Source organism: Dapis purpurea BLCC-M126, from assembly GCF_050015975.1.
Taxonomy (GTDB): domain Bacteria; phylum Cyanobacteriota; class Cyanobacteriia; order Cyanobacteriales; family Microcoleaceae; genus Trichodesmium.
The window spans coordinates 17,864-44,440 of sequence record NZ_JBNHER010000014.1; the positions used below are offsets into that span (position 1 = coordinate 17,864).

Sequence of the window (26,577 nt, forward strand, 5' to 3'; positions counted from 1 at the left end):
GTAAATTGGTATTAAGTAGGTAAATCTAATTAAACGTTAAAAAATTGTAGGGGTAGGTTTAGCCGAAAGCTTTGATATTTCCGATGTAGTCGATTAAAGCCTAAACTTGTTGCGTTTATTTATGCTCACCTATCTTAATCCATTCAAATCAATACTCTGTTAAAAGGAGATATAGCTGCCGTTAGGCTCCGCCAACGCTATTGTTTTCAAGTAAAAACTCGTATATCCACTGATGTAGATCCTATCAAAAAACTCTTATGATTAAATCAAAGCCAATTTTTTTCTTATATAGAATTCTAGATATCGATGAAAAATAACCTACCCGAAAGTTTCTTTTTTATATCCACAGGTGCAGCAACTGGCGCAACTTTCTCTGCTACAGTCGGCAATATGGGATTAATAGGTAGTTTTGGAGGTATCAGTATCGGTGCAACTCCTATTATCGGTGCTGGTGCAGTTGTCGGTGCAGCAACATACGGTGCAGTCGAAGCTATGACAAAATCAGATCCTACTGCTTTTGCTTTTATTGGTATGGGTAGTTATGGAGGAGTCGCCCTTTCTTCTACTCTTAGTGGTATGGGGTTGGGTGTTGGGGGAACTGCTTTTGGTATTGGGATGGGAACAATGGCAGCTTTTGGCGGAGTAGTCGGTCTTGGTATTTATGGATTTTTTCAAGCTATTAACTCATCTCCACAAAACCAAATAGTTGATTCTTTTGCAACTTTTGAGCAGATGGAGAGGAAAATTTCAGATCGAGTTTCTTGGCAAGAAGCTTATAACCAAGCCATCATGGAATTAGACCCGGTCTTTGCTGAAATTGAGACAAAGCAAAAATTTAGCGCTCTGGAAATAGAAGTAGAGTTAGCGCAACTACGGAAAAATATAGGTTGCCAAAATAAATCAAATTATTCTCTCCCACCCACAGAAAATTCTAACTTACAACCACAGGAAAAATTAACTTGGAAATGTACAAAAGTTATCAAAGCACATACCGCCTCAATTAATGCTGTAGCTATTAGTGCGGATGGTCAAACTTTTGCTACAGCAAGTAATGATTATTCTGTTAGTCTCTGGAATATCAAAACTGGTAAACGCCTCTACACTTTTTTCGGATATTCACAGGAAGTACAAACTGTCGCCCTCAACCCTAAGACTTCCATACTTGTTAGTGGAGACTTTGAGGGAAAAATAACCACATATGATATAGATACAAAAAAACATTGTCAGACTTTTTTTAGTTCCAACTCTCCTACCAGTCATGGAGACTCAGTGTTTGCAGTAGCTATCAGTAAAGATGGTAAAAATGTTGTTAGTGGAAGTGCTGACAAAACTATTAGACTGTGGGAACTAGAAACAGGAAAACTTAAGCGTACTTTTGATGGTCATACAGATAAAGTTTGGGCAGTTGCTTGGAGTCACGATGGTAAAACTTTTGCTAGTGGGAGTGCGGACAAAAGTATTCGCTTGTGGAAAATTAACAGTTATCAAGCTCCCCGTATTCTAAAACAACATTCTGGTTGGATAACATCTCTCGCTTTTCACCCCAGTGAAAATATCCTTTTTAGTGGCAGTACAGACTTTACAATCAAAATTTGGAATCTGGAAACAGAGTCGTTAATTTCTACTTTGGTTGGTCATACAGCACCAGTATTTTCTATTGCCACTAATAGTAATGGAAAAATACTTGCTAGTGGTAGTCAAGATGGTACGGTGAAAATTTGGCGTTTGTCTAGTGGGGAACTTTTGCAAACTTTGGCAGGTAGTTATCCAGTAGCTTTTTGTAGTGATGGGTGTTTGGTGACTGGGGGTGATGGGAAAAATATTAAAATTTGGCATCAGGTGATGTGGGATGGTGTGACGTCTTTATCTGGAGAATGGTGGGAAATATTGGATGTGATGCCAAATGCAAATGCGGAAACAGTGAAATTAGCTTATCGTCGTTTAGCTAGACAATATCATCCCGATGTAAATGGGGAAAGAGAGGCTATTTTGAAAATGCAAATTATTAATCAAGCTTATAGTCACTTTCTCCATAAATTAAAGCCATGACTTACCCACGCGAACTTTTAATAATAGACATCTACGAAAAAAAATTTGCTCGTTGTTGCGCTTTAGCGCTCCTAGACATATTTACAGCGGTTTTCATTTGGGTAGATCACAGTAGGGGCAAATGGCCATTTGCCCCTACAAGATTTTTGCTTGTGAAGATGTGGTTCATCAATTTGAAAACCGCTGTATGAAGCGCTGAAGCGCAACTACAAATGATGCTACCGGACATGATATAATTCCTAATTTCCCAATTCAGGATGATTTGCCAAATAATATTTCAACCACTCATAACCACGCGCTAATAATTCATCAAGAGTTTCTATCCGCCACAGTCGCACAACACCAGCATCAGAAGCAGCAGCTAAAAACTTCCCATTTGGACTAAAACTCACACTGGTAATTTTCTCCTGCTTTGCCTCAAATAGCGCTAACAAATTCCCGTTTAAATCCCAAAGTCTTGTCGTACCATCTCCGGCACCCGTAGCAATATACTCATCATTGTTGCTAAAACTCACAGTTAACACCCAACCTTCGTGACCTAAAAATTGAGTGATCGCTTTCCCGGATAAATCCCATAATTTGGCTGTGTAATCTCCAGAGCCTGTAACAATATATTCACCATTGTTGCTAAAACTCACACTTTTCACCTCATTCTGATGCCCCCGAAAATCAGTTATCAATTTTCCAGATAAATCCCACAGTTTGGCAGTATAGTCATCTGAAGCAGTAACTAAATAATTACCGTTAGGACTAAATTTCAGTCCTCTTATCCAACGGTAGTGGGCTAGAAATTCAGCATTTTTTTTACCTGATAAATCCCAAATTCTTACTATTCCATCCGCCGAAGCAGTAGCGATAGAGTTGCCATTAGGGCTAAAACTTATGCTTGCCACCGTGCGTTGATGCTCTGCAAATTCAACAATTAAATTCCCAGATAAATCCCATAATTTCGCAGTCCTATCGTTGGATGAGGTGGCAATATACTCACCATTAGGGCTAAAACAAACACTCCTCACCCATTCTTGATGTGCTTTCAGAATAGATATTTGCTCCCCGGATACATTCCACAAAGCCATATTGCCATCAATTGCACCTGTTGCCAGATACTCCCCACTAGGACTAAAACTAACACAATTAATTCGGCATTCATGCCCCCTCAATTCAATAGTCTGCTGCGGTGATAAATCCCACAACCTCGTAGTTTTGTCGCTCAGAGCTGTAGCCAAATATTTGCCATCAGGGCTAAAACTAATACTATTTACTGGTTTTTGATGCCCCTCAACTTTGTCTATTTGGTTTCCATCTAAATCCCATAATATTGTGATGCCGTCAGCAGAGGCGGTAGCTATGTGTTTGCCATCAGGGCTAAAAATGACACTGTTCACCCGTTTGTAATGCCCTGTTAATTCTGCTAACTGATATCCGAATAAATTCCAAATTTTCGCCGTGCCATCATTGGCAGCAGTGGCGATAATTTCTCCATCAGGGCTAAAACTGATACAGTTAATTCGATCTTGATGTCCTGTCAATTCTCCTAGGGGATAGTTACCAACAAAATCCCAAATTTTGGCAATACCAGTGCTAGAGGCAATTACTAAGTGTTTACCGTCCGGACTAAATTTGAGACAAGTTAATCCTCCAGGCAAACCTTTAAATTCTCTGAGTTGCTTGCCTTGTCTATCCCAAAGTCTGGCTTTGTTATAGGATGAAACTGTGACAATGAATTGCCCACAAGGGCTAAAACAGATATCTGATATACTTTGTTTTTCTGTAAGAGTGAGGATTTTGTTTCCAGATAAATCCCAAATAATAGCATTGCCGTCAGTGGATGCAGTGGCGATGTATTTGCCGTCGGGGCTGAAAGTTACTGAGTTGACTGTTTGTTTATGTCCTCTAAATTTTGTGATTTGTTTGCCAGAAAAATCCCACAAAATAGCACAACAGTCAGTGGAAGCAGTCGCAAGATATTTACCATTGGGGCTGAAAGTAACACTATTAACACTGCGTCGATGCCCTAAAAGTTTATTTCTTTCTCTGATTTTCTGGAGAATTTGTTGTAGGGCAAATATGGGTTTTGTTGCTGGATAATTTTTTAATTGGCGACCGTCCTTTACCCATTTTTTGAGAGTTTTTCCTGCCTTTAATGCTATGAGTAATGCTTCGATTTCTCTCCCACCTGCTGCAAATTTTTTTAAGGCTTCTATGCCAGAATTTTCGATTTGAATTCCTGCTTTAGCTTCTGCCAACATTTGTTCTGCTTTTTGTTGTGCTTCTCTGGCTTGTTGCAGTAATTTTTCTGCTGTTTGTTTGGCTGTTTCTAAAATTTGTTTAGCTTGTCTTTCTGCTGTTAATTCTTTTTGCATTTCTGCTAGGGCTAATTCTTGACTGGCTGCCAAAAAATCATTATCTTCTGCACTGAGGTTTTTACCAATTTTCCACTCTAATGCTTCTTGTAATGCTTGCCCTCGTAAAAGTCTCGATTTATCTTGTCGATTCGATGTTAACCAGGCAGCGATCGCTTGGCTGTATGGTCGTAATTTTGCTAATTCTATTTCTACCCATTCCTGGTTAAATATTGTTTGATAGATTTGATTTTTGACTTTCCATCCACCTTGTTGTTTGACTACTAATCCTGTCAGATTTAGTTCTATTTGTTCCAGACTATCTCCAGAATTAATATTAATCGAAGTCTGGGAATTATTTTGTAAAACTTGTTGGTAAAGTCCTAACAAACGACTAGCTTTCTGTTGATTTTTCAGCAGGCGATCGCGAATAGTTTTTAAATGTTCTGGTTCGTCTTTAGCTTCCCAATTTTCTATTATTTCGACTCGAACTAAATTTGCTACTAATTTTTCTTCTCCACCAGCAGCAATAGGAAAAGGATACATCATTACCAATTGACAGATTTTTTGTGTAAGAAATGGTTGCCCATCTGTCCAAGCTAAAATTGCTTTTAAAACTTCTAATGGGTTGTCAGCTTTTGCTGCTAATCCTGGAGCTAATGTTGTTGTTTCATGGAGTTTAAAACCTGTTAATTGAATTGCTCTACCAATATTAAAAGGTGTACGATTTCTATCACTAATTAAATCTGAAGGTGTAGCTACTCCTAATAATGCAAAAGTCAGTTTTTGATAATTTGGATTATCAGCTCGTTTATTATAACAAGCTCTAATTAAAGCAAAAAAATCATCTATCGAAAAAGGCAAACTCAGAGTGCTATCTATTTCATCTACAAAAATAACTAGACTTTGATTAATTCCTGGCAAAATAACTGTTTCTATAAATTGACTTAATTTTTGAATAGGTGTCAAAAATGATAAATTACTCCACCAATTACTAATATCAAATATATCTAAAATCTCCAAATTACTAGCCAAAGTATAAATAATTCCCGCATACCATTGTTCCACAGAAATATCCTGACTGCCAATAGCTGTTAAATCAATTGCCACACAAGCAATTCCATCAGCTTGTAAACGTTTCATAGTTTGCACTCGCAGACTAGATTTTCCCATTTGTCGCGAGTTCAAAACATAACAAAATTCTCTAGCTTTTAACCCTAGATAAAAATCATCATCTGCCTGTCGTTTAATGTAGGTAGGTGCATCAATTGGGAGACTGCCTCCTACTTGGTATGGGTAATTATTCATGTTTTATTTTATCAGAAGTAAGAAGGAGTTAGGAGTCAAGAGTCAAGATTCTGGGGACAGTTGAAAAAACATTCCCTATTCTAAGATTCATCATCAGTCTATATCCTAAGCAATTCCTTTTTGGCTATATAAAAATTTAATAGCTTTTATTCTGTGAAGAGGTTATTCTGAAACCAGATGCAATTCATTGAGGAAATGAAAATATGCGGAGAAAAAATTACTTATCCCTACCATTTTTCGCTATTTTGACAACTCTGACTTTCTGGGTGCCCAAAGAAGCGCTTGCTATTTCTATAAAAGCTACTGCTACTGGATCTCCTAACCCAACTCCTATTGTTGGGGAGATCTACAAAATGGAGATTTTCTGATTCGACATAATCCAGTTATCCCAAGTTTGCCTACAGGTGATAGACTTGATGAAAGAACAGAGTGGTTATTTGATTTCTCAAGTGACAGTAATCTAGCGCTTTTTCCAACTTATAGCCCTCTAGACTCGGCTATCCTAACTTTGACTCTCTCTCCTGTTAATAGTCTTACAACAGATACTACTGGAGTTCCTGGTCTAAAATCTATTCTTATACGTGACCTTCCTGATATCCCTGCGGTTGGAACCACAGGTAAAGTTTCTATAAATTTGCTAGACTTTGGGTTTACCTCTACAGATATTATCAATTCATTAGATCCTGTTACTAATACAATTTCCTGGTCTTATCAGGATGATGCGGTCATCTCTTTCGCGGAACTAGAGTTGACAGTAGAAGTAGAATCTACTAGTGAACCCACAAGTATCCTTGGTCTCTTGGTTACTGGTACTATTGCTGCTAAAAACGCAAGAAAATTAATAGACTAATAGGAATTAGGTAACGACAATTTTTTCATAATTTTTCAATGGATAATGGCTTTGTTGCATGAAAGTGGCGATTGCGACAACTCCACTCAAGGGAGTGAACTAGATTTCAACTTTGTAGCTCTTGGGCTTACCTGTTTGAATCATACGGTTAAGTATGGCGCATTGTATGAACAACTCCACTGCCTAATTATCAAATTTTCTTCGTCGCAACTTACCTCCAAATATCACTTTGAGTCTAAACATCGTGGCTTCAGATAGGGAGCGTTGATGGTAGCCACTTTCACGCTTCCATTTTTTCCGCCCACAGATGCGAATCCGTCTCAAATTTTCATCTCTAGGATGAGGAGTCCCTTTACAGTTACCATGTTGCCAAATTATATTATGTTCGGTTAAATAGTTATTATAATTACAGTTCGTAGTAGGGCTTCAGCCCTATCTACAGTTCGGGCTGAAGCCCTACTACAAACCATATACTTTATTATAAGTGATTATCCGAACATGATATTACTGCATTTTTTCGAGGTGGAATAGTTGTTTTCGCCCCTAACTGACTTACTTTTTCATAGCACTTGTGCTTATCGTAAGCTCCATCACCTGATACTTGGGTGATTTCACCTTCTACCCCATCTAATAGGTCTGCAAATACTTGGTCGTCACTCACATCATTAGTTGTTACCATCCCTGTGACAATCTCTCCCGTGGCATCATTCACACCTAAATGTAATTTACGCCATGTCCTACGCTTACCTACACCATGAACCCTGGTTTTCCATTCCCCTTCACCATATACTTTGACCCCCGTAGAATCTACTACGCGCGTCAATTCCTTCTACCGTTGGTATCACTGGTATTACAATGGAGTTGTTGGGAAATAAGGTAAAATCAGCCAAGAAGAAATAGGCGCTTAGAAATGCTAAATATTGAACGGGCCTTAAAACAGGATAGGTTACTCAGGGCATTAACAGGATTAAATCGAAAAGCATTTCAATCCTTGCTCTTCGCCTTTACTCAGGTATATGAGCAAACATTAACAGACAAACCTCGTCAACGCTCTGTTGGAGGAGGCCGTAAGGCTCGTTTACGCAATGCTATTGATAATTAGAGATAGTTTTCATTATCCAGTATTCATTAATAGAACCTTCTATTTCCGCTCAACATCAACTTTTTAACAAAATTATCTGACTACAATAGTCAATCAAACTTTATATTATCTGTGCATCCGTGCGCAAATCAGTGTCATGCCTCCCTTCCTTTTTCAAATTACCAATCTTCTCTTTTAACTCTACTTTCTGTTTCCCAATCATCATAATCATATACTTTTTTACTAGGTTGAGGTCGATCATTTATTTTTGCCTCTTCCTCATAATATTCTTCCTCTTTTTCTGATTCTTCCTCAGAGGAATAAATATTAGTTAAAGGTTCAACAATTTTAGTTATAGCGTCTTTCACAAATGACTTAACAAATTCATCTTTTTTGACTAATTGAAATTGTCTTTGTACAACTTCTGTCATCCCACCATCTCCCCAATCTTGATTCTGACGAAAATATTCAATGAAACTCTTACCAGCAATTCTAGTTAAATAAGCTGCACTTACTCCTTGAATAGCTTTACCAATTAAAAAAGTTGCTACAGTTAATTGTAGAGCTGTAGAAATAATTTTTATTACCCCTTCCACAATACCTAAACCAGCAAGAGTTTTTGCCAATGACATTGCTAATTCTTGACCTCTTTCCAAATTCAATTCGCAACCATAAACTTTGCCAATTTCTACTACCATTTGAGCATTAACTGCAGCAGTCGCCAACACATCTACCACTGGCAATGGTGTAACCGCAATCACTCCCGCACCGATCCACTGAAATCTTTCAACAACTTTATCTGCTTGTCGTCGTCTTTGAGTATCAATTAAACGTCTTGCTTCTTCCCCCAAACGTTGAGATTGTAATAGAATATTATCTGCAATCAAATCTTCTCCTTCAGCTCGCAAAACAGCAGCCATGCGTCTAATTAAAGGCATAGTATCAGGTTCTGGCAGATACATTTCTCCACTCTCAAGTCTAACTGATTGGGGATTAGCAGCGATCGCCACAATATCCATTTTACTAACAACTCCTAGTAATCTTTCCCTAAGTCTAACAACAATCGCTTCTTTGTCTTCCTCAGTATAGAGGTCAGTTTTGTTGAAAATCACAAGCGATCGCTTACCAATCTCCGCCAAACTTTTCAGAGCAGTATATTCTGAATTTTGTAAATCGTTATCAACTACAAACAATAATAGATTAGCCTCTGTAGCAAAAACTCGTGCCAGTTGACCCCTTTCTGTACCTGCCACTCCTGCTTCTAAAATCCCTGGAGTATCAGTAATCAAAATTTCTTGTTCTAATCCCTGCATTTTCAGATGATAGGTTTCTCCAGCCTTTGTTGATCCCATAGGTGCTTCTACCCTCCCAACCATTCGACCTATGAGTGCATTTACCACAGAAGTTTTACCTGCCGAACCGGTACCAAAGACTACAACTTTGACATCACCTCGTGCTAAACTGGCCTCTATTTCTTGTGAACGGCTCAATAATGCTTGTCTGGCCACTTCATCTTGTATTTGAATTACTTGTTGCTTGACTGCCTTAAGGGATTCGGACGCAGCCTCAGATTTAACAACTGGAATCTTAATCTTAGCTTTTGATCCTTTTTGCCGTTTACTTTTGGGAGTTGTATATAATATTAGATAATAAACGAAAGCAAAAATAACAATTCCAATTAGAATAACTAAAAGTAGCACTAACAAGTTGGCCAAAACTGGAGGTGCATACCATGAAATTTGACTGTATAGCCATGATAGGGAACTAATCAGCCAAATTATGAGTAATAAAATCAGACAGAGACCTAAAATCAGTGTTAACAGACGGGAAGTAGGCATTTAATCAAATCAACTCAAAAAAATCGTTAGTTTGGAAGCCTTTGAGCTTCAGCTAAGGAGAAATTAATGTTTCATCCAGTCTGCTTGACTATCTCTTCTATTGCAAGGCTTTGTTGCCATAGGTTGTTCTATCTAGAGTACTTCAGATGGTTAGCTTCAGTTTGTGGATGTTCTGCACCTACTGTTTTTGATATTTTTTTTAGGTGTTAGATAAATAGCTCGACTCTCATTTTCCTAGCTGTTTTTACTTTGCTTCCATTACTACAGGGTTTTAGTTTAGGCTTCTCGTTGGTTTGAGAACTTTTCTTTCTAGCTTCGGTATTTCAATCTATATAATTATAGCATCAAGCGGTTAGGGTGAAGGACATTTCTGGTGAACCACAATTTTTAGCAAACTCATTATCAGGAGCTATTTTGATTATTAAAACTAAACTTATTTCCTAACTACTGGGAAAAACTAAGTCCCTGATTACAAAAAAATACCTTTATAAAAGTATAAATATAAACAATTTAATCAACAAAAAAAAAGTTAGCTTGAAAAGTTTCTCTCATTTACAGCAGTTTTGTAATTAATGAGCTACAAAGTTTTAATACCAGGAGTTAGGCAGTGGATGAGTTCTAAACACTACATAAACTAAGACGTTATAGTTTTAATTCACAATATCTACTAGACCTCTCCGAAAAAGAGGGAGTAGGGAGTAGGGGGAAAGAATTAATGATTTTTGCGTATGGAATTGATTTGATTTTTAATCATTGGAGATGTCTACTACATATAGCAATCCTATTTGAGTCATGTCTAAAATTTCGCTGCTTTTAGGGAACAGGGAACAGGTGGGAGTTTCAGGGTTGTTTATTTACTTTTTGATTTTTCACAATCAATGCGCGGATTGCTATATAGTATTTTTGCTTAAGTCCTGAAGACGTTAGGGGAATAGAAGTTAGTATTAAAATATATCTCAGCATCCTCATAATTATAGTCATTACAGGAATCATACCGTTTCACCGAAGTTAAAAGTTAAAAGTAAGATTTGTGATTACTGAAAATTTTGACGTGACAATAATTTCAAGGAATTACTTAACTTGATCAGGAGCGAAACTATTTGTGACATCTTGAAAAATTGCTATTACCCACACTGAAGCTAGAAACCATATTATGTGTGTAGATGTCTATTTTTCAAACTAAGGATTTCTCGTAGCAACCGGTTTTTTTTGCCTCAGTTCTATAATTATTTATTTATATGCTATATTTTTGAACCGGAATACTATATAAAATCTTATATTCAATAGCTGAAACATTAGATAAGGAACAAAAATATACAGAACAGCTATTTGGTTATAAAGTTTTTCCCGTTAATTAAATAAATGAACTACCCTTGTCAAACAGTAAGATTAAGTCAAAAAAAAAAGCCGATAGCTGATAAGCGATGTGCTAATTGCCAGAAATGATAGATGACTTGAATTAGAAGTATAAATACTGCAATTTATTAGATTTATGAAGCTATTTAAACGTGCAAATCTACCAGAAGAAACACAACCAACTCCCAAAATTTCTCCCGAAGGTAGTAGTGATAAAGGTTTAGGAACATTTGGTGGTGTATATACTCCCTCAATTTTGACAATCTTGGGTGTAATTATGTACCTCCGCTTTGGATGGGTAGTTGGTAATGTAGGTTTATTGGGGACTCTACTTATTGTTACTCTGTCCACAAGTATTACCTTTCTCACCTCTTTATCAGTTAGCGCGATCGCCACAGACAGAATAGTTAGAGGTGGAGGTGCCTACTATATGATTAGTCGGTCTCTAGGTCTGGAAACAGGTGGTGCAGTCGGAATACCCCTTTATTTTGCCCAAGCTCTTTCTGTTGCCCTTTATACCATTGGTTTTGCAGAGAGTATTATAGATGCTTTTGGTACCTTTAACCAACTTTATGTAGCTTTGATTACCACAATAGCCGTGGCAGTATTGGCCTTGACTTCCGCAGAAATTGCGATTAAAGCCCAGTATTTGATTATGGGAGCGATCATCTTATCCCTAATTTCATTTGCATTTGGACATCCTCTAGAAGCAACAACTATAGAAATTTGGGCAGATCCAGGCCAATCATCAGAACCTTTTTGGAATGTTTTTGCTGTCTTCTTTCCAGCGGTAACAGGAATAATGGCAGGAGTAAGTATGTCGGGGGACTTGCGAGAACCTAGCCGTTCTATTCCTACAGGTACTCTGGCAGCAGTTGGTACGGGTTATGTGATTTACATGATACTACCAATTGTTATGGCCATGAGGGCAGATGCTAGTACCTTAATAGAAAACCCCTTGATTATGAAAGAAATGTCTTTTTGGGGACCAGCTATTTTGTTTGGAGTTTGGGGGGCAACTCTTTCCAGTGCTATTGGTAGTATTTTGGGTGCTCCCAGGGTCTTACAGGCTTTGGCCAGGGATGGAGTTTTACCGCGTTGTTTATCTTTTCTCGGCAATGGTAGTGGGCCTAATGATGAACCTCGAATTGGTACAGCAGTAACATTAGGAGTTGCTACAGCCACAGTCTGTATTGGGGACTTAAATATTATTGCCCCAGTGTTGACAATGTTCTTTTTGACTACCTATTTGGTTTTGAATGTGTCAGCAGGTATAGAAGGCTTTTTACAAAGCCCCTCTTTTCGTCCGACATTTAAAGTCCATTGGTCATTATCAATGCTAGGTGCCATGGGTTGTTTGGCAGTGATGTTTCTGATTAATGCTGTAGCTACAGTTATTGCTGCTGTGATAGTTCTGGCCATATTTATCTGGCTACAACGACGGGAGTTAGAGACAACTTGGGGAGATGCCAGACGAGGAATATGGATGGCCTTGGTACGGGAAGGGATTTTTCAGATTGGTGAAGAAGATACTAAAAACTGGCGTCCTCATATTTTGGTGCTGTCTGGGATACCTAAAAAACGCTGGCCATTAATTCAGTTTGCAGATGACCTAACTCATAACCGAGGGATGATTACGGTTTGTAGTGTTTTGCCAAGTTCATCTCGGGATGTTTCTCAGCAAAGTGATATGCAGGATACTATTCGTGAGTATTTGGAAAAACGTGGAGTCCAAGTATTGGTGAGAGTTGTAACAGCTACAGACTTTTTTGATGGGGCGAAACTCTTGGTAGAAACTTATGGTATTGGACCTCTGACACCAAATACAGTAGTTCTTGGAGACAGTCAGGAACCTTCTCGGAGCGATCGCTACTGTCAGTTAGTTGCTCATATTCATAAAGCAAAAAAAAATGTAGTAATTTTGCGGGAGAATAGCGAACGTAGCTTTGGTCAATATCGTAGAATTGATGTCTGGTGGGGTGGTTTACAAAATAATGGTGGCTTAATGTTACTTTTGGCCTATTTATTGCGTACAGATATGGATTGGCGAAATGCTGAAGTTCATTTGAAACTGGTAGTTCCTGAAGAAAGTGCAGCTCAAGCAACCCAAGCAAATGTTGATAGTGTGATTCAAAATTTACGCATTGGTGCAAGTTCTCAGGTTTTGGTATCTAAAGGTCGGCCTTTTTATGATATTTTACATGAGTCTTCTCAGGATGCTGATTTGATTTTCCTTGGTATTAGGACTCCAGGAGATAATTTTACCGAGTATTATCAGGATTTACAGTCTAAAACTCTAGGTCTTCCTAGTACAGTTTTTGTTTTGGCAGCTCCAGGTTTTTCTTATGGTGAAGTTCTTAGCGATCGCTAATTTTGATTAGATTTTAGATGTGTGGGAGTATAGCTCCAATACTTGTAGCTTAAATTATTGATCCGCTATGCTCAACCTACCAAAACACAGGTTTGATCTTTGAAGACTGCTTTGTTGATTCATCTGTATGGGTTTGGTTACCAAACCCATACAAATGTAGGGTGCGGATATTGGTAAATCCTGTTTTGCTACGCAACATAAAATGCTCCGCATTTCTGCAGGAAAAACTCAGTTAGAGATTAGTTTTTACTTTTGACTTGCGCGTAGTTCTATATCTTTATCCAAAGGCTTAAAATCTATAGGAACTCCACCTAAATGTTTTAAGAGTAAAATTAATATTGACTATATACCATAATAAATATTGAAGAAAAGTCTACTTAAGTAGATTTAAGTTTCTGCTTTTACAATTCATCTATAACTCCAAATTTTTGAGGCCATTTATCCTGGAATCAATCAATCATCTTGAGGTAGCAATGACTTGATCTGATTGATGAACTCTTGATGATCCACCACTGGTTTAGAAATATAACCGTCAGCACCACTTTCCTTCAAAAAATTTTCTCGATCGCCTGACATAGCATGAGCAGTAACTAATATGATTGGTAGTTTATCTGTTTGAGGGTCAGCTTTAAGAATTTGAGTAATTTTAATTCCATCAACAGATTTACCTTGGTAAACGCTACGAGCTAGAGAAACATCCATCAAAATCAAGTCTGCTTCCTTTGACTTAGCAATTTTCACTACTTCTTCCACATCTTCTGTATGCTTAACAGCTAAACCACCTCTTTTGGTCAAAATTTTGGAAAAAACCCTAGCATTAACTTGATCGTCTTCTACAATTAAAATAGTCTTCATATAATTCTCCTGCTAAAATACCTCTGAGTTTAAGAACTAACACATAGAGTTTAGACTAAATTACTTATGAGAAGCCAGAATGGTTAATTTATTTCAAGTAAGACGAATTAAACACTCAAACAAGGCTTTCTCAAATCATAAACAGCCATTGTCTACGGTTTTGATAATACTTCACTGTCAATTTTTGGACTTTTAACTTCCCATAAAGAAGCCTAATAGTCAGATAAGATTAGGACAAACCAGTTGACGGCATATTTTGTCTGGCTGCTATGATGATTAAACAAGTATGTCGTAAATACTCGCACAATCAACTCTAAAAGATCAACCTCACATCTCAAAACTCATACATAGTTACTGACAATTTTAAAATTAGCAAATATATTTTGTTAAGTGATTAAACTTGCCTTATAGCATCTAGTAATGCTAAAGGTAAGAGTTAAATTCCTCCAGCATAACTGAAATTAATCTACTATACCTTGACATAGTTTCAACTAGATGTGATCTAACATAACAAAGATTTTGATTTGGCTAGTCTTGAAAATACCAGTCGAGTTTTGGAGTGGTGGATAGCATATATTTTGAGTTTTCATCTAAATTTGTGTTGAATTAAACATAAATAAATTTTTCTCTAATCAATTATTGTCTAAGGATTTTAGCTGTATTAGTTACTATCTCCAGTCTTCAAACATTTTTTTGCCCCAAAGTACGAACCTGAGAAAAAAATTATTACTATGGATACATATCTATTAGAAATCTCCATAAAACAGGTAGTAGGGAGTAGGGAGTAGGAAGTAGTGGGAAATAATAGATGATTTCTGTGCGATAATTGATTTGATTTTTTGGTTATCCTGCATTGTAATGATGAGAATATATATTTATTTTCCTACACTTCCCACACCTCCCATACTTCCTATATCATTACTATGAATCACCATCGATTTTTTATTATTGGAGATGTCTATTGAATTACTCATTTACTAACTCTCATAGTTTACTATCAGCACTAAATTAAATATTTGATATTCCTATACTTAATTATAATATTTACTGAGGTTACATAAAATAAATCAGGCCACAAATAGAACCTATCAAAAAATAAAATTAAAGGTTTAAAGTCCTCAACTAATTTTTTTAAAACCTACTCATAGGGATGAAACTTAGTTTTTTATACCCAATAAACTTAGGGTTTAAACCAAAGGACGGATTAATCTACAAATCCTTTATTCGTTATTAATCATTAGTCAACAGTAAATATTTTTAACAGGTTTGTTGGAGAATGGAAATATATTATTATTTGAATAATTTACTGGTGATATTGGTAGCAATCAACCTATTTATCACTCCAATTTCTTAATAACTGATAACTGTTTTAATCACTGGTCTAAGATATGAGAAAATTGGTTCCATTAGCTGGCAAAATTTTGTACTTCTATAATTATATTCCAACTCCTGGTTACTTCAGAATATAACAACTTAGCTTGAGTAAAATAGGATATCAAATTTACTTTTCCTGAATTCCTTAACAATATCCCTAAAATTCTCTAAATTAATTATTTTAATCACATTTACACACTAAGTCTAAAATGTTATTTGTGATTTTTTATACCTCCTAATCCAAACATTAACTCATGGCCAAACAATTAAATTTACTTTCCGGACAAGTTATTAATACAGCACTCCATATCGAAATGCAGCAATCATATCTTGAATATGCCATGAGTGTGATTGTTGGCCGCGCTCTGCCAGATGTTAGAGATGGACAAAAACCAGTTCATCGCCGAATATTATACGCTATGCACGAACTTGGTCTCACTCCAGATAGACAATTTCGGAAATGCGCTAGGGTAGTTGGAGACGTTCTAGGAAAATATCATCCCCACGGCGACCAAGCTGTTTATGATGCCATGGTGCGGATGATTCAAGATTTTTCCACTCGTTATCCATTACTTGATGGCCACGGCAACTTTGGCTCCATTGACAATGACCCCGCTGCTGCCATGCGTTACACAGAAAGTCGCTTGGCATCTATTGGTAATGAAGGTTTACTAACTCAAATTGGCGAAGCTACAGTTGACTTTACCAACAACTTTGATGCATCCCAGCAAGAACCTAAAGTATTACCTGCACAACTACCATTTTTATTACTAAATGGTTCTTCTGGGATTGCTGTAGGGATGGCAACTAATGTTCCACCACATAATTTAGGAGAGGTAGTAGATGGCCTCATTGCTTTAATTGACAATCCGAATGTTTCGGATCAAAAGCTATTTCAATTAATTCCTGGGCCAGACTTTCCCACTGGAGGAGAAATTGTTACCACAGGTGGAATTATTGATGCTTATACTAAGGGTCGAGGTAGCATCCCTATCAGAGGTGTGGCAACTATTGAGCAAGTTCCCACAGGTCGTGGACGACGTACAAAAACAGCTATTGTAGTGACAGAGTTGCCTTTCCAAGTCAACAAAGCAGGTTGGATCGAAAAAACAGCAGACTTAGTTAATGCTGGTAAGATAGAAGGTATTGCTGATTTGCGGGATGAAAGTGATCGCTCTGGTATTAGAGTTGTAATTGAGCTAAAACGTGAAACTGATCCTAGTGTTGTACTGCACCATCTCTACCAACATACTGATTTACTTTCTAAATTTGGTGCCATTATGCTAGCTTTGGTTGATGGACAACCACGGCAATTATCTTTGCGAGAACTTTTACAAGAATTTCTGAATTTTAGGGAACAGACTCTCACCCGTCGGTACACCCATGAGCTAGAAATAGCTCAAGCTAGATGTCACATTGTCGAGGGTTTGCTCACAGCTTTAACAGAATTGGATACAGTAATTGATATTCTCAGAAATGCACCTGATGGCAGCACTGCTAAAGTTAGCTTCCAAGAAAGTTTGGGTTTAAGTGAAAATCAAGCTGATGCTATTTTAGCAATGCCAATGCGGAGACTGACTGGTTTGGAAAAGCAAAAATTAGAAGAAGAATATGAGCAACTAATAGCAAAAATACAAGAGTTAGAAAATTTATTGAGCGATCGCCATCAACTGCTCAAAGCGCTGAAAAAAGAATTACGCACCCTAAAACGGAAATATAACGACCCTAGACGTACTCGAATTATTGACCAAGCAGAATCAAAAAATGCAGATAAGTTTGCATCTATTTCTCAACAGAAAAGTAATCTAGAAACTGGTAAGCAAGAAACAGATAGACAAACTAAAGGTAGAAGTAGAAAATCAAAAAGTACAACAGTTGAATCACAAGTTTTGACTTTAGAAGCTACACCGCCACCTACAGAAAAAGTTGTGATAGAATTTACCAACCGAGGGTATGTCCGACGACTTCCTGCTAAAGGATTTGAGAAACATCAAATAGATAAAAAATCTGATATTAGTATCAATAATAGTGACGATTTTACTACTAATATAATTGAGGCAACTACTGACAAAACTTTAGTATTATTAACTCGTACTGGTAAAGCATATCCTCTAAAAGTAAATGATATTCCTACTGCTTCTAACCGTTCGACAACACGAAATGAAAATAAAGGGGTGCCTTTAGTCACTCTATTACCACCATCAGCAACAAAAGAAATTCAAGATGCTCGTAGAGAAATTATTGTCGCTCAATTTGTTTTAAATGAAGCAGAGGAAAATAAAGACTTAATTATGTTGACCCAAAATGGCAAGATTAAACGTTTATCTTTGTCTGATTTGAGCGATCTGACAAATCGTGGTGTGACAGTAATTAAACTAAAGGAAGATGATGAATTACGTTATGCTAATCTGGGTAAAATAGGAGAACAAGTAGTTTTAGCAACTTCTGGTGGACGATTATTAAGATTAGAAATAGATGACGAACAATTACCATTAATGGGGCGTGCTGCTCAAGGTTCTCAAGCAACTAGATTAAGGAAACAAGAAGAGTTAGTTGGTTGTGTGACTTTGGATGTAGAAAGTAATTTATTATTAATTTCTGAACAGAGTTATGGTAAGCAAATTCCTGTTGCTGGTTTGCGAGTAGCTAATCGTGGTGGTATTGGTCAAAATGCTTTTCAATTTACTAGACAAACTGATATTTTGGCAGGGATAGTTGTTAGTAGTTCAGATGTTCTAGTCCAGATGTTGACAACTAATGGTAAGGTTTTTGGGATGATTGCTGATTCAGTGAAAGTTTATGGACAGGATGATAAGGGCGATCGGTTGCTGAAGTTGGCTGCAAAGGAAAGAATTATTAAGGTGATTGGTTATTAATTAGTTAGCCTCCTACGGAGGAACTTTCCTTTGGAATGCTACGCATTCATGTCGCGTAGTGAAACGCGCCTTGTACGGTAGCAAAATAGTTATCAGTACCTCCGACTGAAGTCAGAGACTTGAAATACTGAAGTTGATTTTTTTCAAACCCTATCTAAAGGAAGACTATTGACCTTATGTTTTTGTCAAAATTGAATACTTTCAATTGAGAGTCTCTCGGCAAAAAGTTAAAAGTTGTAGATTGTTAAGACGACTATACCTATACATTCTGTCCATACTTGTCTTTGAATGTCGAGAAAATTGCCGTCTAATAGCAAGCATGATAAATATTTCGATACTTTCTTGAGTAGGGGAGAAGTAAAAATATGAATAATTGATACACTCCTGGCGTACTATAGCGTTGCTTGCTTAGGTCTTTATAACTTAGCAACTCAAAGTGCAGTCTAGAAAAGGTCTACAAAAAATAATATGTAAATATGCCAGAGCGCACTGCTATAATTATCAAAAATGCCATTCCCCTTGCTTTGCAGCCAAATAATATTCTATCTTCAGTCATTGTCAAAACACAAGAAAAGTAGGGGTTTGGTAACTAAATCCCTACGAGACTTGAATTGTACCGATGTTACTGTATTTGATATAAAACACATAACAGTTAGTTCTGCACAACTAATACTGAACATTTAGCATGGTGAATTACATAACTACTCACACTACCTATAACCAGTTCGCTAAAAACAGAATGTCCTCTACGACCCATAATTATTAATTCAGCACTCCACTCCTCGGCAACTTTACATATTTGCTTGCCTGGTACCCCTTCAGCTTGGATAAATTCTGTACTTACGCCTGCTGTAGTCGCTTCGTTAGTCCGTGACTGCAATATTTCTAGACATTTTTTTTCAAAATCTTCCCATTTTTGTCGATATTGTGCAATCAATTCTTTGTTAAATTCCCTAGAAACTACCCCAAAACTAATTGGGCTGTCTTCTTCTTCTGGTGATAATACATGCAATAATTTTAAGTAAGAATTGTTGAGTTTTGCTAAGTTTAGAGCAGTGGCAAAAACCCGATCTCCTACTGTCGATGTGTCCATTGCTGCTAGAATTTTTTGATACATAATCTAGTAAAAAGTTAATTATTTTGACTGATACTAATTATTGTATCCGAATTATCAAAAAAAAATCTATATTTTAGGACTTATTTAAGTATAAATATTAGTCTTATCTACTCTCAATTAAATTTCCTACAAACAGTTTTATAAGTTGGCTATTTGACTCATTAACAATTAAAAATGCTAAAATTATAGAGTAGATATTACATTAATTATTTTAGTAATGATTGTTAGTAACTTTTGAGATGTCTTATACAACATAATTTTTAACAGCTAATGTTTCTAAAAGTTAGCGATCGTCAGAATTATATTTGAAAAAATGACAAAAAAATAAAGTCAATAGCCTCCCCTTTTAAGGGGATAAAAAAGTGGTCGAGAGATGGCGAGGTCTCCCGCTCTTGCAGAGCCGCTCTGCTAACGCCATATCTAATCGACCAAGAGAAAATCAACTTCAGTATTTCAAACCTCTGGCTTCAGCCGGAGGAACTGGGTTAAAAGTTCCTCTGCAGGAGGCTAACTGATAACTGAAATACTAATCCTGTACAACATGAACAGAACAATGAGCGCGATGGATAACATAATTACTTACACTACCTAATACCAGTTCACTAAAGACTGAATGTCCACGACGTCCCATAACAATTAAATTGGCACTCCATTCTTGGGCTAGTTTACAGATTTCCCGACCAGGATTACCTCTGACTTGAGTAAATTCTGTTTGAAAGCCAACATCTTTTGCTGCACTTGCTTTTGATTGCAACATTTGTAAACATTCTTTCTCAAACTTTTCCCAAAGCTGATGATATTCTTTCATCATCTCTGGATCGTAACCAATATTCATTGGCCAAAAGCTGATAGGACTTTCTTCTGCTTCTTCCGAGAGAATATGAACTAACATAAGATTTGAGTTACCAATTTTTGCTAACTTTAGAGCTGTATCAAAGACGCGATCGCCAATGGTAGACGTATCGATAGCAACTAAAATTTTTTCATACATAAATTTTTACTCCCAAATTTTATTAATATCTACATCTATTTATATTGTATAAAATTACCCAAGTTATCTAACAATTAAGTAAGTCAAAAATTATGAATCTTAATATCTTACCCGGTAAGAGTTTTCCTATTGGTGCCACTGCCTGTCAAGATCCCGAAGGAGTAAATTTCTCTATTTATTCCAAAAATGCTACAGCAATAGAATTACTACTATTCGATGAACCATTAGCCACTAAACCAGAACAAGTAATTTTACTTGACCCAAAACAACACAGAACTCATCATTACTGGCACATCTTTATTTCTGGTATTGGAGCGGGACAAATATATGCTTATCGAGTTTATGGACCTTTTAATCCAGAAAAAGGTCATCGGTTTGATGGTACAAAAGTTTTACTTGACCCTTATGCTAGAGTTGTAGTGGGACAAGAAAAGTATAGTCGTGAAGCTGCTACAGGTAATGGTGATAATTGTCCCTACGCCCTAAAAGGGGTAGTAGCTGACCCAACTACTTATGATTGGGAAGATGACAAACCTCTAGAAACTCCCTATGCCACCACAGTTATCTATGAAATGCACGTTGGTGGATTTACTCGTAATCCTAATTCTGGTGTCCCTCCGGAAAAACGAGGTACTTTTGCTGGGTTAATTGAAAAAATTCCCTACCTCAAGGAATTGGGAATTACTGCGGTGGAATTATTACCGGTACAACAATTTGACGAACAAGATGTGCGCGAACCCCTAATTAATTATTGGGGTTATAGTCCAATCGCTTTTTTTGCTCCTCACCACAATTATAGTTCTCGCCAAGATATTTTCGGACCGATGGATGAGTTTCGGGATATGGTTAAGGCATTGCATAAAGCAGGAATAGAAGTAATTTTGGATGTGGTGTTTAATCACACGGCGGAGGGTAATGAAAACGGACCGACTGTTTCTTTCCGGGGGTTGGAAAATTCGACTTACTACATTCTGGAAGCGGATGATTCTAGTTGCTACACTAATTATAGTGGTTGTGGCAATACTTTCAATACGAATAATCCTTTTGTACATCGCTTAATTGTTGACTGTCTTTGTTATTGGGTTAGAGAAATGCACGTTGATGGCTTCCGGTTTGACTTGGCATCTGTTATGTCACGCAGTGTAACTGGCGATCCATTGGAAGATCCTCCTGTTTTATGGGCAATTGAATCTGACCCTGTTTTGGCAGGAATAAAGATTATTGCTGAAGCTTGGGATGCTGCTGGATTATATCAGGTAGGGTCATTTATTGGCGATCGCTTTGCTGAATGGAACGGACATTATCGTGATGATGTGCGTCAGTTTGTCAAAAGTGACCCCAAGATAGTTGATAAGTTAGCAGCAAGAATTATGGGTAGTCCTGATATTTATCCTCAACCAGATCGGGAACCTAATCATAGTATTAATTTTATTACTTGCCATGATGGTTTTACTATGAACGATTTGGTTTCTTATAATGAGAAACATAATGAAGCAAATTGTGAGGATAACCGCGATGGTGCTAATGATAATTGTAGCTGGAATTGTGGAGTAGAAGGAGTTACGGATAAGCGGGAAATTGAAGTATTAAGACTGCGACAAATTAAGAATTTTTTCACTGTATTGTTTTTTTCCCAGGGTACGCCAATGATATTGATGGGAGATGAAGTCAGGCGAACTCAATTGGGTAATAATAATGGTTATTGTCAAAATAATCAACTTAGTTGGTTTGATTGGAGTCAAATTGAGAAACAAACTGATCTATTACGATTTGTCAGAGGAATTATTAATTTCACTCAAGACTTAGAAATTATGCGGTTAGATAAGGTTTTAGCTACTTTTGGACAGGGTACGCCAGAGTTATATCTGGAAGAGATGAAACCAGAGTTATCTTTAGCAGTAAAAGAAGCAGAAATTGACCCGAATGAAGTACCTAATATTAGTTGGCATGGAGTACATTTTGCTAAACCTGATTGGTGGGAAGGTTCTCGCACTTTAGCTTTTAGTTTAAGGCTTCCAGGGCTACCTTCTGCCATCTCCGATGAGGAGAAAGCAGGTGAATATTTTCATATTATGTTGAATGCTTATTGGAAACCTCTAATGTTTGAGTTACCACTTTTGGCAAGAGGAGAAAGTTGGTATTTAATTGTTAATACTGCTTTTTCTTCTCCTAGAGATTTTAATGATTTAGATACAGCTACAAAAGTTATTGGTGTTAGGTATCGGGTTGAAGCCCGATCTGCTGTTGTTTTAATGGCAAAAAAAGTTGGTTAGTGGTTAGTAAAGTATAGAAACCGGGTTTGTATTGGATGTCCTAGTATACTAACATCTGTCTCCCATAAACTCGGTTTCTGGTTTGGGTGCGTAATATCATGTCCGGTAGCATCGGTATTGTATAGAGAAGTTAAGGAAGAAGGAAGAAGGAAGAAGAAAAGGAAAAGCCTTACATAAGGTAAATATTTCCCCAACTTTTACACAAACGATACCAGCGGACATGATATAAGTCACGATCATATCAAGTCTCATGACTTATATAGAACCCATTTTGTATCTCCAAAAAATAGGTCGGAGGGATAATAAATTGATAATTTATGGGTAATAATTGATTTGATGATTGGATTTTGGGAGATATCTAATACACCCCATCTCCCCATCTCCCCATCTTCCCCTCTACTTTTAAATAGATACCAAATGGTTTCTATAAGAACCCGGTTATATCAAATCCGGTTAATTGCACATAGAATCTGGTCATAGGATATGTCTTGATAATTTTTTCAATTACTTTAATAGATATCTCGCTAAATTCCCCACCGGAGAGTAGTTAGGGGTTGGTCTCCATCTCCCCATCTCCCCATCCCCCCATCCCCCAACCATATAACAAGTATTCAACCTGATTTGATATTATATCATGTCCGGATAATCAGTGATAAAAAAGTTTTTGTTTGTAGTATAGCTCTCAGCCCGATATATACTTAGGGCTGAAGCCCTACTACGAACTTTAATTATAACTATTCAACCGGATTTGATATTATTCCTGTTCCTGTCGATGAACCAACTATTCCCCTACTCTCTAAAGCCATCAATATACCACTACGCAAATAGGGCAGGGACATTAATAAATACTCAAACTCACTCAGGAATTACTTCTAACTTCCGAATTCTGACTTGCGCGTAGCACCCCAACCCCACCAAGGACTAACCTCTAATACTCCTGTTGGGGTCAATATGACTCTAAATAACCCAAATGGTTTTTGGGAAACAGGTTTACGATCGCCGTCATTCACTAACTTAGGTAGAGGAGTTTCCAAAACATAATCTTTCGCAGATTGATTTATCGGTTCATAACTAGCGATCGCCCCATCAATATCTACCCTAACTTGATATTCTAAGTCTTCATACCATGTAGGAGTTTCTCGCCAACTCCGATCAATTTGCTGATACAGCTTTTGATTCAAGTCTTCTAGTTTGGCTATTTCCTGAACCTCTACTGGAATTATTTCAGGGTTTGGCTTTGCCACATTTGACTTAGGAGGTGATTTTTTGAGTGAAACAGGCCATATCTTAATTGTTTCATCAGCACTACCACTAACAAGAGTTTTCCCATCTTGAGTAAAACCAACAGACCAAACAGGTTTAGTGTGACCTTGATATTTCTCCATTGGTTTTTGAGTTTCTACCTCCCACAAAAGAATTTTGCTGTCGTAACTACCACTAGCTAAAGTTTTCCCATCCGGACTAAAAGCAACAGAAAAAACTGCATTTGAATGCCCATTGAAAGTTCCAACTTTTTTACCTGTCTCTGGTTGCCATAGCTTTATAGTTCGATCTTGACTGCCACTAGCAATAGTTTCTCCATTAGGATGATACGCAATTGACCAAATAGGGTGATCGTGAGCAGCTAAAGTATTCTTTTCTTTTCCTGTTTTTACTTCCCACATTTTGAGTTTTCCATCGTTACCACCACTAGCTAAAGTTTGCCCATCGGGACTAAAAGCTAAGGAAATGACTGGACTAGAATGCTGAAAACGTAAAATTTCTGTTTCTGTTTTCAAACTCCATAATTTAATAAAACCTCTATAACTGCCAATTGCTACAGTATTTCCATCAGGGGAGATCGCTACTGCTTTGATGTCATCAGAATTAAGATTAATAGCATGAACCAGATTGCCATTACTAAGATTCCAAAATTTCACACAGTCATCCCAACTACCACTGATCAAAGTTTTCCCGTCAGGACTTATTGCTAGAGATTCCACAACGTCAGTATGAGCATCTATAGTACGAATGAGTTTACCTGTGGGTAAATCCCAAATTTTAATTATACCATCATAACTGCTACTAGCTATAGTTTGTCCATCTGGACTAACAGCAACTGCATAGATCCAAGTTGAATGACCTGATAAAGTTTGCAGTGGTTTCCTGATTTTTTCTACTTTATAGTTTGTTTGTTTGATTCTTTTTGATAGCAAACCTTGGAAATCTATTCCTTTAATGATGAGAGTTGTTGCTATTGCTGTAGTTAATGCTGTTACAGTTATTGTTTTGGTAGGATTCAAGAGAACTTGTTTTGATTCCATAATTTTTTAAATGATGTAGATTTCAATAAATAAGAAGGAGTAAATTTTGCCTTTTTTCAAAATTTACAATTCTATCATTGTGGCTGGAATGAAGTGTTTATAAGTTGTCAGTTATCGCAGTTGTTATTACTATGAAGAAATTATCAAACTCTTATTTGCACCAATAATTCAACTTCTGAATTCATAATTCTAAATTAGTTTCTTTTTTTTCTTATATTCAATCCATTTTCTGATTAAAAATAAAACAGTTATTCCTATACTGCCGATTATTCCTAATGGTGTAAGATAACTCCAATGACCAAACATTTTGTCACTAATATGCCAAGTTAAAAGGAACATTAATGTATAAGTTAAATAATGTAGCTTTCTCCAATCTTTTTTCAATTTTTTGATACTCCAGTCATTAGAAGTAACTGCTAAAAGTGTAAAAATAGCTAGTATAACTATTCCTTGTAAATAAATAACATAAGACTCAATATCAAAGACATCAAAGTTTCTTTTCATAAATAATAAGATGCCATGACCAGCTCCGAAAACAAATGATATTACTCCTATTTGACGGCGATATTTGAGTAACATTTTGGGAATACTGGTATTTTTAGTAGCTGGAAAAACTATTCTCAGAATTGTCGGTAGCAAAGTAATGATGTAGGCAGATAAAGAGAAAAATCCCAGGTAACTAGCAAAGCTTGGTGTGTTGATGATGAAATTTTCCATTTCTCTAATTTTGTAATATTTATAGGACTTACACAATACAAGGTATTTTCGTCATTGCGACGGATAGGGAAGCAATCTCAAACCTTAGTTTTTTGTACCTCATGCGTAAGTCCTGATTTATTGAAACTTTGTTTGATTGAATAGCTTTGAGAATATACAGATATATAGTCATTTCAAATAAGAATGAAACGGCTAAATCCCTGATTTTAAAGGATTATATCAAGCTTCAGTTTCTTAAGTTGATCAACTAAAGGCTTTTTTTACTTTGAGTGAGTCAGTAGCCATAAATTTTCTTTTTTTCATATAAGTGATAATAAATATTTTTTTTGGCCTTTTAACTCTTTAGTTTAGTCTGGAAAACTGTATGTCCATGAGTAACTGGACTTAAAATATCACTTAAGTGATTTACTTGAATAACTTAAGTGTAAGCAATAACGCTCAAAATCTGCAAGGGAAAATTGTAAACTTTTGTAAACTTTTGAATGTATTACAGCAAATTGATAAATCTTTGCTAGATTTTCTTGAGCGGTGGAGATGGGGAGATGGGGAGATTCGTATATTTGCACAATTTTTTGTATTTGATATAAGAATAATTAATACGCTCTTAGCTAATAATTATCAAAAGGGTTATTCAGTCTGTATTAATTACTTACTAATATAAATATCTCGTTTCTATCCGATCTACGGATAGTGCTATCTAATCGAAAGAAAGTATCACTGGTAAATAGTTTTAACTATGCGTATAGAAGCATTAGTCATTGGAATTAATTCCTATCCATTTCTGAAAAAAAAGAAACCTGGAGATTTCAACCTTAAAACACCTTTCATTAATTGATAATTGATAATTACCTCTGGTTAAAACCGAGAGGATTGAAT

The 26,577-nt window shown here is 36.6% G+C and carries 14 protein-coding genes and 1 pseudogene; 6 read left to right on the forward strand and 9 right to left on the reverse strand.

The window, feature by feature from the left end:
• Positions 1–306 precede the first annotated feature (306 nt).
• On the forward strand, positions 307–2,049 hold the full coding sequence (locus tag ACP6PL_RS02725; protein ID WP_426542282.1) for a DnaJ domain-containing protein: 1,743 nt from the start codon (positions 307–309) through the stop codon (positions 2,047–2,049).
• A gap of 239 nt (positions 2,050–2,288) precedes the next feature.
• Here the strand turns inward: ACP6PL_RS02725 and ACP6PL_RS02730 are convergent, their stop codons facing one another.
• Positions 2,289–5,699: a WD40 domain-containing protein gene (locus ACP6PL_RS02730; protein WP_426542284.1), complete on the reverse strand. Its 3,411-nt coding sequence runs from the start codon at positions 5,697–5,699 to the stop codon at positions 2,289–2,291.
• Between the two features lie 394 nt (positions 5,700–6,093).
• Between ACP6PL_RS02730 and ACP6PL_RS02735 the strand changes: the two genes are divergently transcribed.
• Complete coding sequence (locus ACP6PL_RS02735) at positions 6,094–6,549, forward strand: hypothetical protein (protein WP_426542286.1); 456 nt, start codon at positions 6,094–6,096, stop codon at positions 6,547–6,549.
• Positions 6,550–6,648: 99 nt separating this feature from the next.
• Here ACP6PL_RS02735 and ACP6PL_RS02740 read toward each other — a convergent pair.
• Positions 6,649–7,409 (reverse strand): annotated as a pseudogene (locus ACP6PL_RS02740) (transposase); the annotation flags it as partial.
• Between the two features lie 50 nt (positions 7,410–7,459).
• On the opposite strand from ACP6PL_RS02740, the gene ACP6PL_RS02745 reads away from it, so the two are divergent.
• On the forward strand, positions 7,460–7,651 hold the full coding sequence (locus tag ACP6PL_RS02745) for a hypothetical protein (protein WP_426542288.1): 192 nt from the start codon (positions 7,460–7,462) through the stop codon (positions 7,649–7,651).
• Between the two features lie 158 nt (positions 7,652–7,809).
• On the opposite strand, the gene ACP6PL_RS02750 is transcribed toward ACP6PL_RS02745, so the two are convergent.
• A complete protein-coding gene (locus ACP6PL_RS02750) occupies positions 7,810–9,468 on the reverse strand; it encodes a YcjF family protein (protein ID WP_426542290.1) in 1,659 nt (552 codons plus the stop codon).
• Positions 9,469–10,960: 1,492 nt separating this feature from the next.
• Here ACP6PL_RS02750 and ACP6PL_RS02755 point away from each other — a divergent pair.
• The gene (locus tag ACP6PL_RS02755) at positions 10,961–13,195 is read left to right on the forward strand and encodes an amino acid permease (RefSeq protein ID WP_426542292.1); all 2,235 of its coding nucleotides are present in this window, start codon (positions 10,961–10,963) and stop codon (positions 13,193–13,195) included.
• A gap of 76 nt (positions 13,196–13,271) precedes the next feature.
• Here the strand turns inward: ACP6PL_RS02755 and ACP6PL_RS02760 are convergent, their stop codons facing one another.
• Both ACP6PL_RS02760 and ACP6PL_RS02765 read right to left on the reverse strand, forming a co-directional pair.
• Entirely contained in the window at positions 13,272–13,394 is a 123-nt protein-coding gene (locus ACP6PL_RS02760; protein ID WP_426542294.1) for a hypothetical protein, read from the reverse strand.
• A gap of 254 nt (positions 13,395–13,648) precedes the next feature.
• On the reverse strand, positions 13,649–14,050 hold the full coding sequence (locus tag ACP6PL_RS02765; protein WP_426542296.1) for a response regulator: 402 nt from the start codon (positions 14,048–14,050) through the stop codon (positions 13,649–13,651).
• Between the two features lie 1,628 nt (positions 14,051–15,678).
• On the opposite strand from ACP6PL_RS02765, the gene ACP6PL_RS02770 reads away from it, so the two are divergent.
• Entirely contained in the window at positions 15,679–18,300 is a 2,622-nt protein-coding gene (locus ACP6PL_RS02770; RefSeq protein ID WP_426542298.1) for a DNA gyrase/topoisomerase IV subunit A, read from the forward strand.
• Positions 18,301–18,952: 652 nt separating this feature from the next.
• On the opposite strand, the gene ACP6PL_RS02775 is transcribed toward ACP6PL_RS02770, so the two are convergent.
• Together ACP6PL_RS02775 and ACP6PL_RS02780 are read right to left on the reverse strand one after the other, a co-directional pair.
• Positions 18,953–19,417 (reverse strand): universal stress protein, encoded by a 465-nt coding sequence (locus ACP6PL_RS02775; protein ID WP_426542300.1) that lies wholly within the window; start codon positions 19,415–19,417, stop codon positions 18,953–18,955.
• A 526-nt stretch (positions 19,418–19,943) separates the two neighbouring features.
• Complete coding sequence (locus ACP6PL_RS02780; protein WP_426542302.1) at positions 19,944–20,408, reverse strand: universal stress protein; 465 nt, start codon at positions 20,406–20,408, stop codon at positions 19,944–19,946.
• Between the two features lie 92 nt (positions 20,409–20,500).
• Here ACP6PL_RS02780 and glgX point away from each other — a divergent pair, with 92 nt between their 5' ends.
• On the forward strand, positions 20,501–22,681 hold the full coding sequence (gene glgX / locus ACP6PL_RS02785; protein ID WP_426542304.1) for a glycogen debranching protein GlgX: 2,181 nt from the start codon (positions 20,501–20,503) through the stop codon (positions 22,679–22,681).
• A gap of 872 nt (positions 22,682–23,553) precedes the next feature.
• Here glgX and ACP6PL_RS02790 read toward each other — a convergent pair.
• Together ACP6PL_RS02790 and ACP6PL_RS02795 are read right to left on the reverse strand one after the other, a co-directional pair.
• Positions 23,554–24,984, reverse strand: coding sequence for a WD40 repeat domain-containing protein (locus ACP6PL_RS02790; protein ID WP_426542306.1), 1,431 nt, complete (start codon positions 24,982–24,984; stop codon positions 23,554–23,556).
• Positions 24,985–25,173: 189 nt separating this feature from the next.
• Positions 25,174–25,701, reverse strand: coding sequence for a ferric reductase-like transmembrane domain-containing protein (locus ACP6PL_RS02795; protein ID WP_426542308.1), 528 nt, complete (start codon positions 25,699–25,701; stop codon positions 25,174–25,176).
• Positions 25,702–26,577 lie beyond the last annotated feature (876 nt).

What these genes read in the sequence shown, in the direction of transcription:
- ACP6PL_RS02725 (WP_426542282.1), top strand. Translation starts at nt 307, where the DNA reads ATGAAAAATAACCTACCCGAAAGTTTCTTTTTTATATCCACAGGTGCA.
- ACP6PL_RS02730 (WP_426542284.1), bottom strand. Translation starts at nt 5,699, where the DNA reads ATGAATAATTACCCATACCAAGTAGGAGGCAGTCTCCCAATTGATGCA.
- ACP6PL_RS02745 (WP_426542288.1), top strand. Translation starts at nt 7,460, where the DNA reads ATGCTAAATATTGAACGGGCCTTAAAACAGGATAGGTTACTCAGGGCA.
- ACP6PL_RS02750 (WP_426542290.1), bottom strand. Translation starts at nt 9,468, where the DNA reads ATGCCTACTTCCCGTCTGTTAACACTGATTTTAGGTCTCTGTCTGATT.
- ACP6PL_RS02755 (WP_426542292.1), top strand. Translation starts at nt 10,961, where the DNA reads ATGAAGCTATTTAAACGTGCAAATCTACCAGAAGAAACACAACCAACT.
- ACP6PL_RS02760 (WP_426542294.1), bottom strand. Translation starts at nt 13,394, where the DNA reads ATGTTGCGTAGCAAAACAGGATTTACCAATATCCGCACCCTACATTTG.
- ACP6PL_RS02765 (WP_426542296.1), bottom strand. Translation starts at nt 14,050, where the DNA reads ATGAAGACTATTTTAATTGTAGAAGACGATCAAGTTAATGCTAGGGTT.
- ACP6PL_RS02770 (WP_426542298.1), top strand. Translation starts at nt 15,679, where the DNA reads ATGGCCAAACAATTAAATTTACTTTCCGGACAAGTTATTAATACAGCA.
- ACP6PL_RS02775 (WP_426542300.1), bottom strand. Translation starts at nt 19,417, where the DNA reads ATGTATCAAAAAATTCTAGCAGCAATGGACACATCGACAGTAGGAGAT.
- ACP6PL_RS02780 (WP_426542302.1), bottom strand. Translation starts at nt 20,408, where the DNA reads ATGTATGAAAAAATTTTAGTTGCTATCGATACGTCTACCATTGGCGAT.
- glgX (WP_426542304.1), top strand. Translation starts at nt 20,501, where the DNA reads ATGAATCTTAATATCTTACCCGGTAAGAGTTTTCCTATTGGTGCCACT.
- ACP6PL_RS02790 (WP_426542306.1), bottom strand. Translation starts at nt 24,984, where the DNA reads ATGGAATCAAAACAAGTTCTCTTGAATCCTACCAAAACAATAACTGTA.
- ACP6PL_RS02795 (WP_426542308.1), bottom strand. Translation starts at nt 25,701, where the DNA reads ATGGAAAATTTCATCATCAACACACCAAGCTTTGCTAGTTACCTGGGA.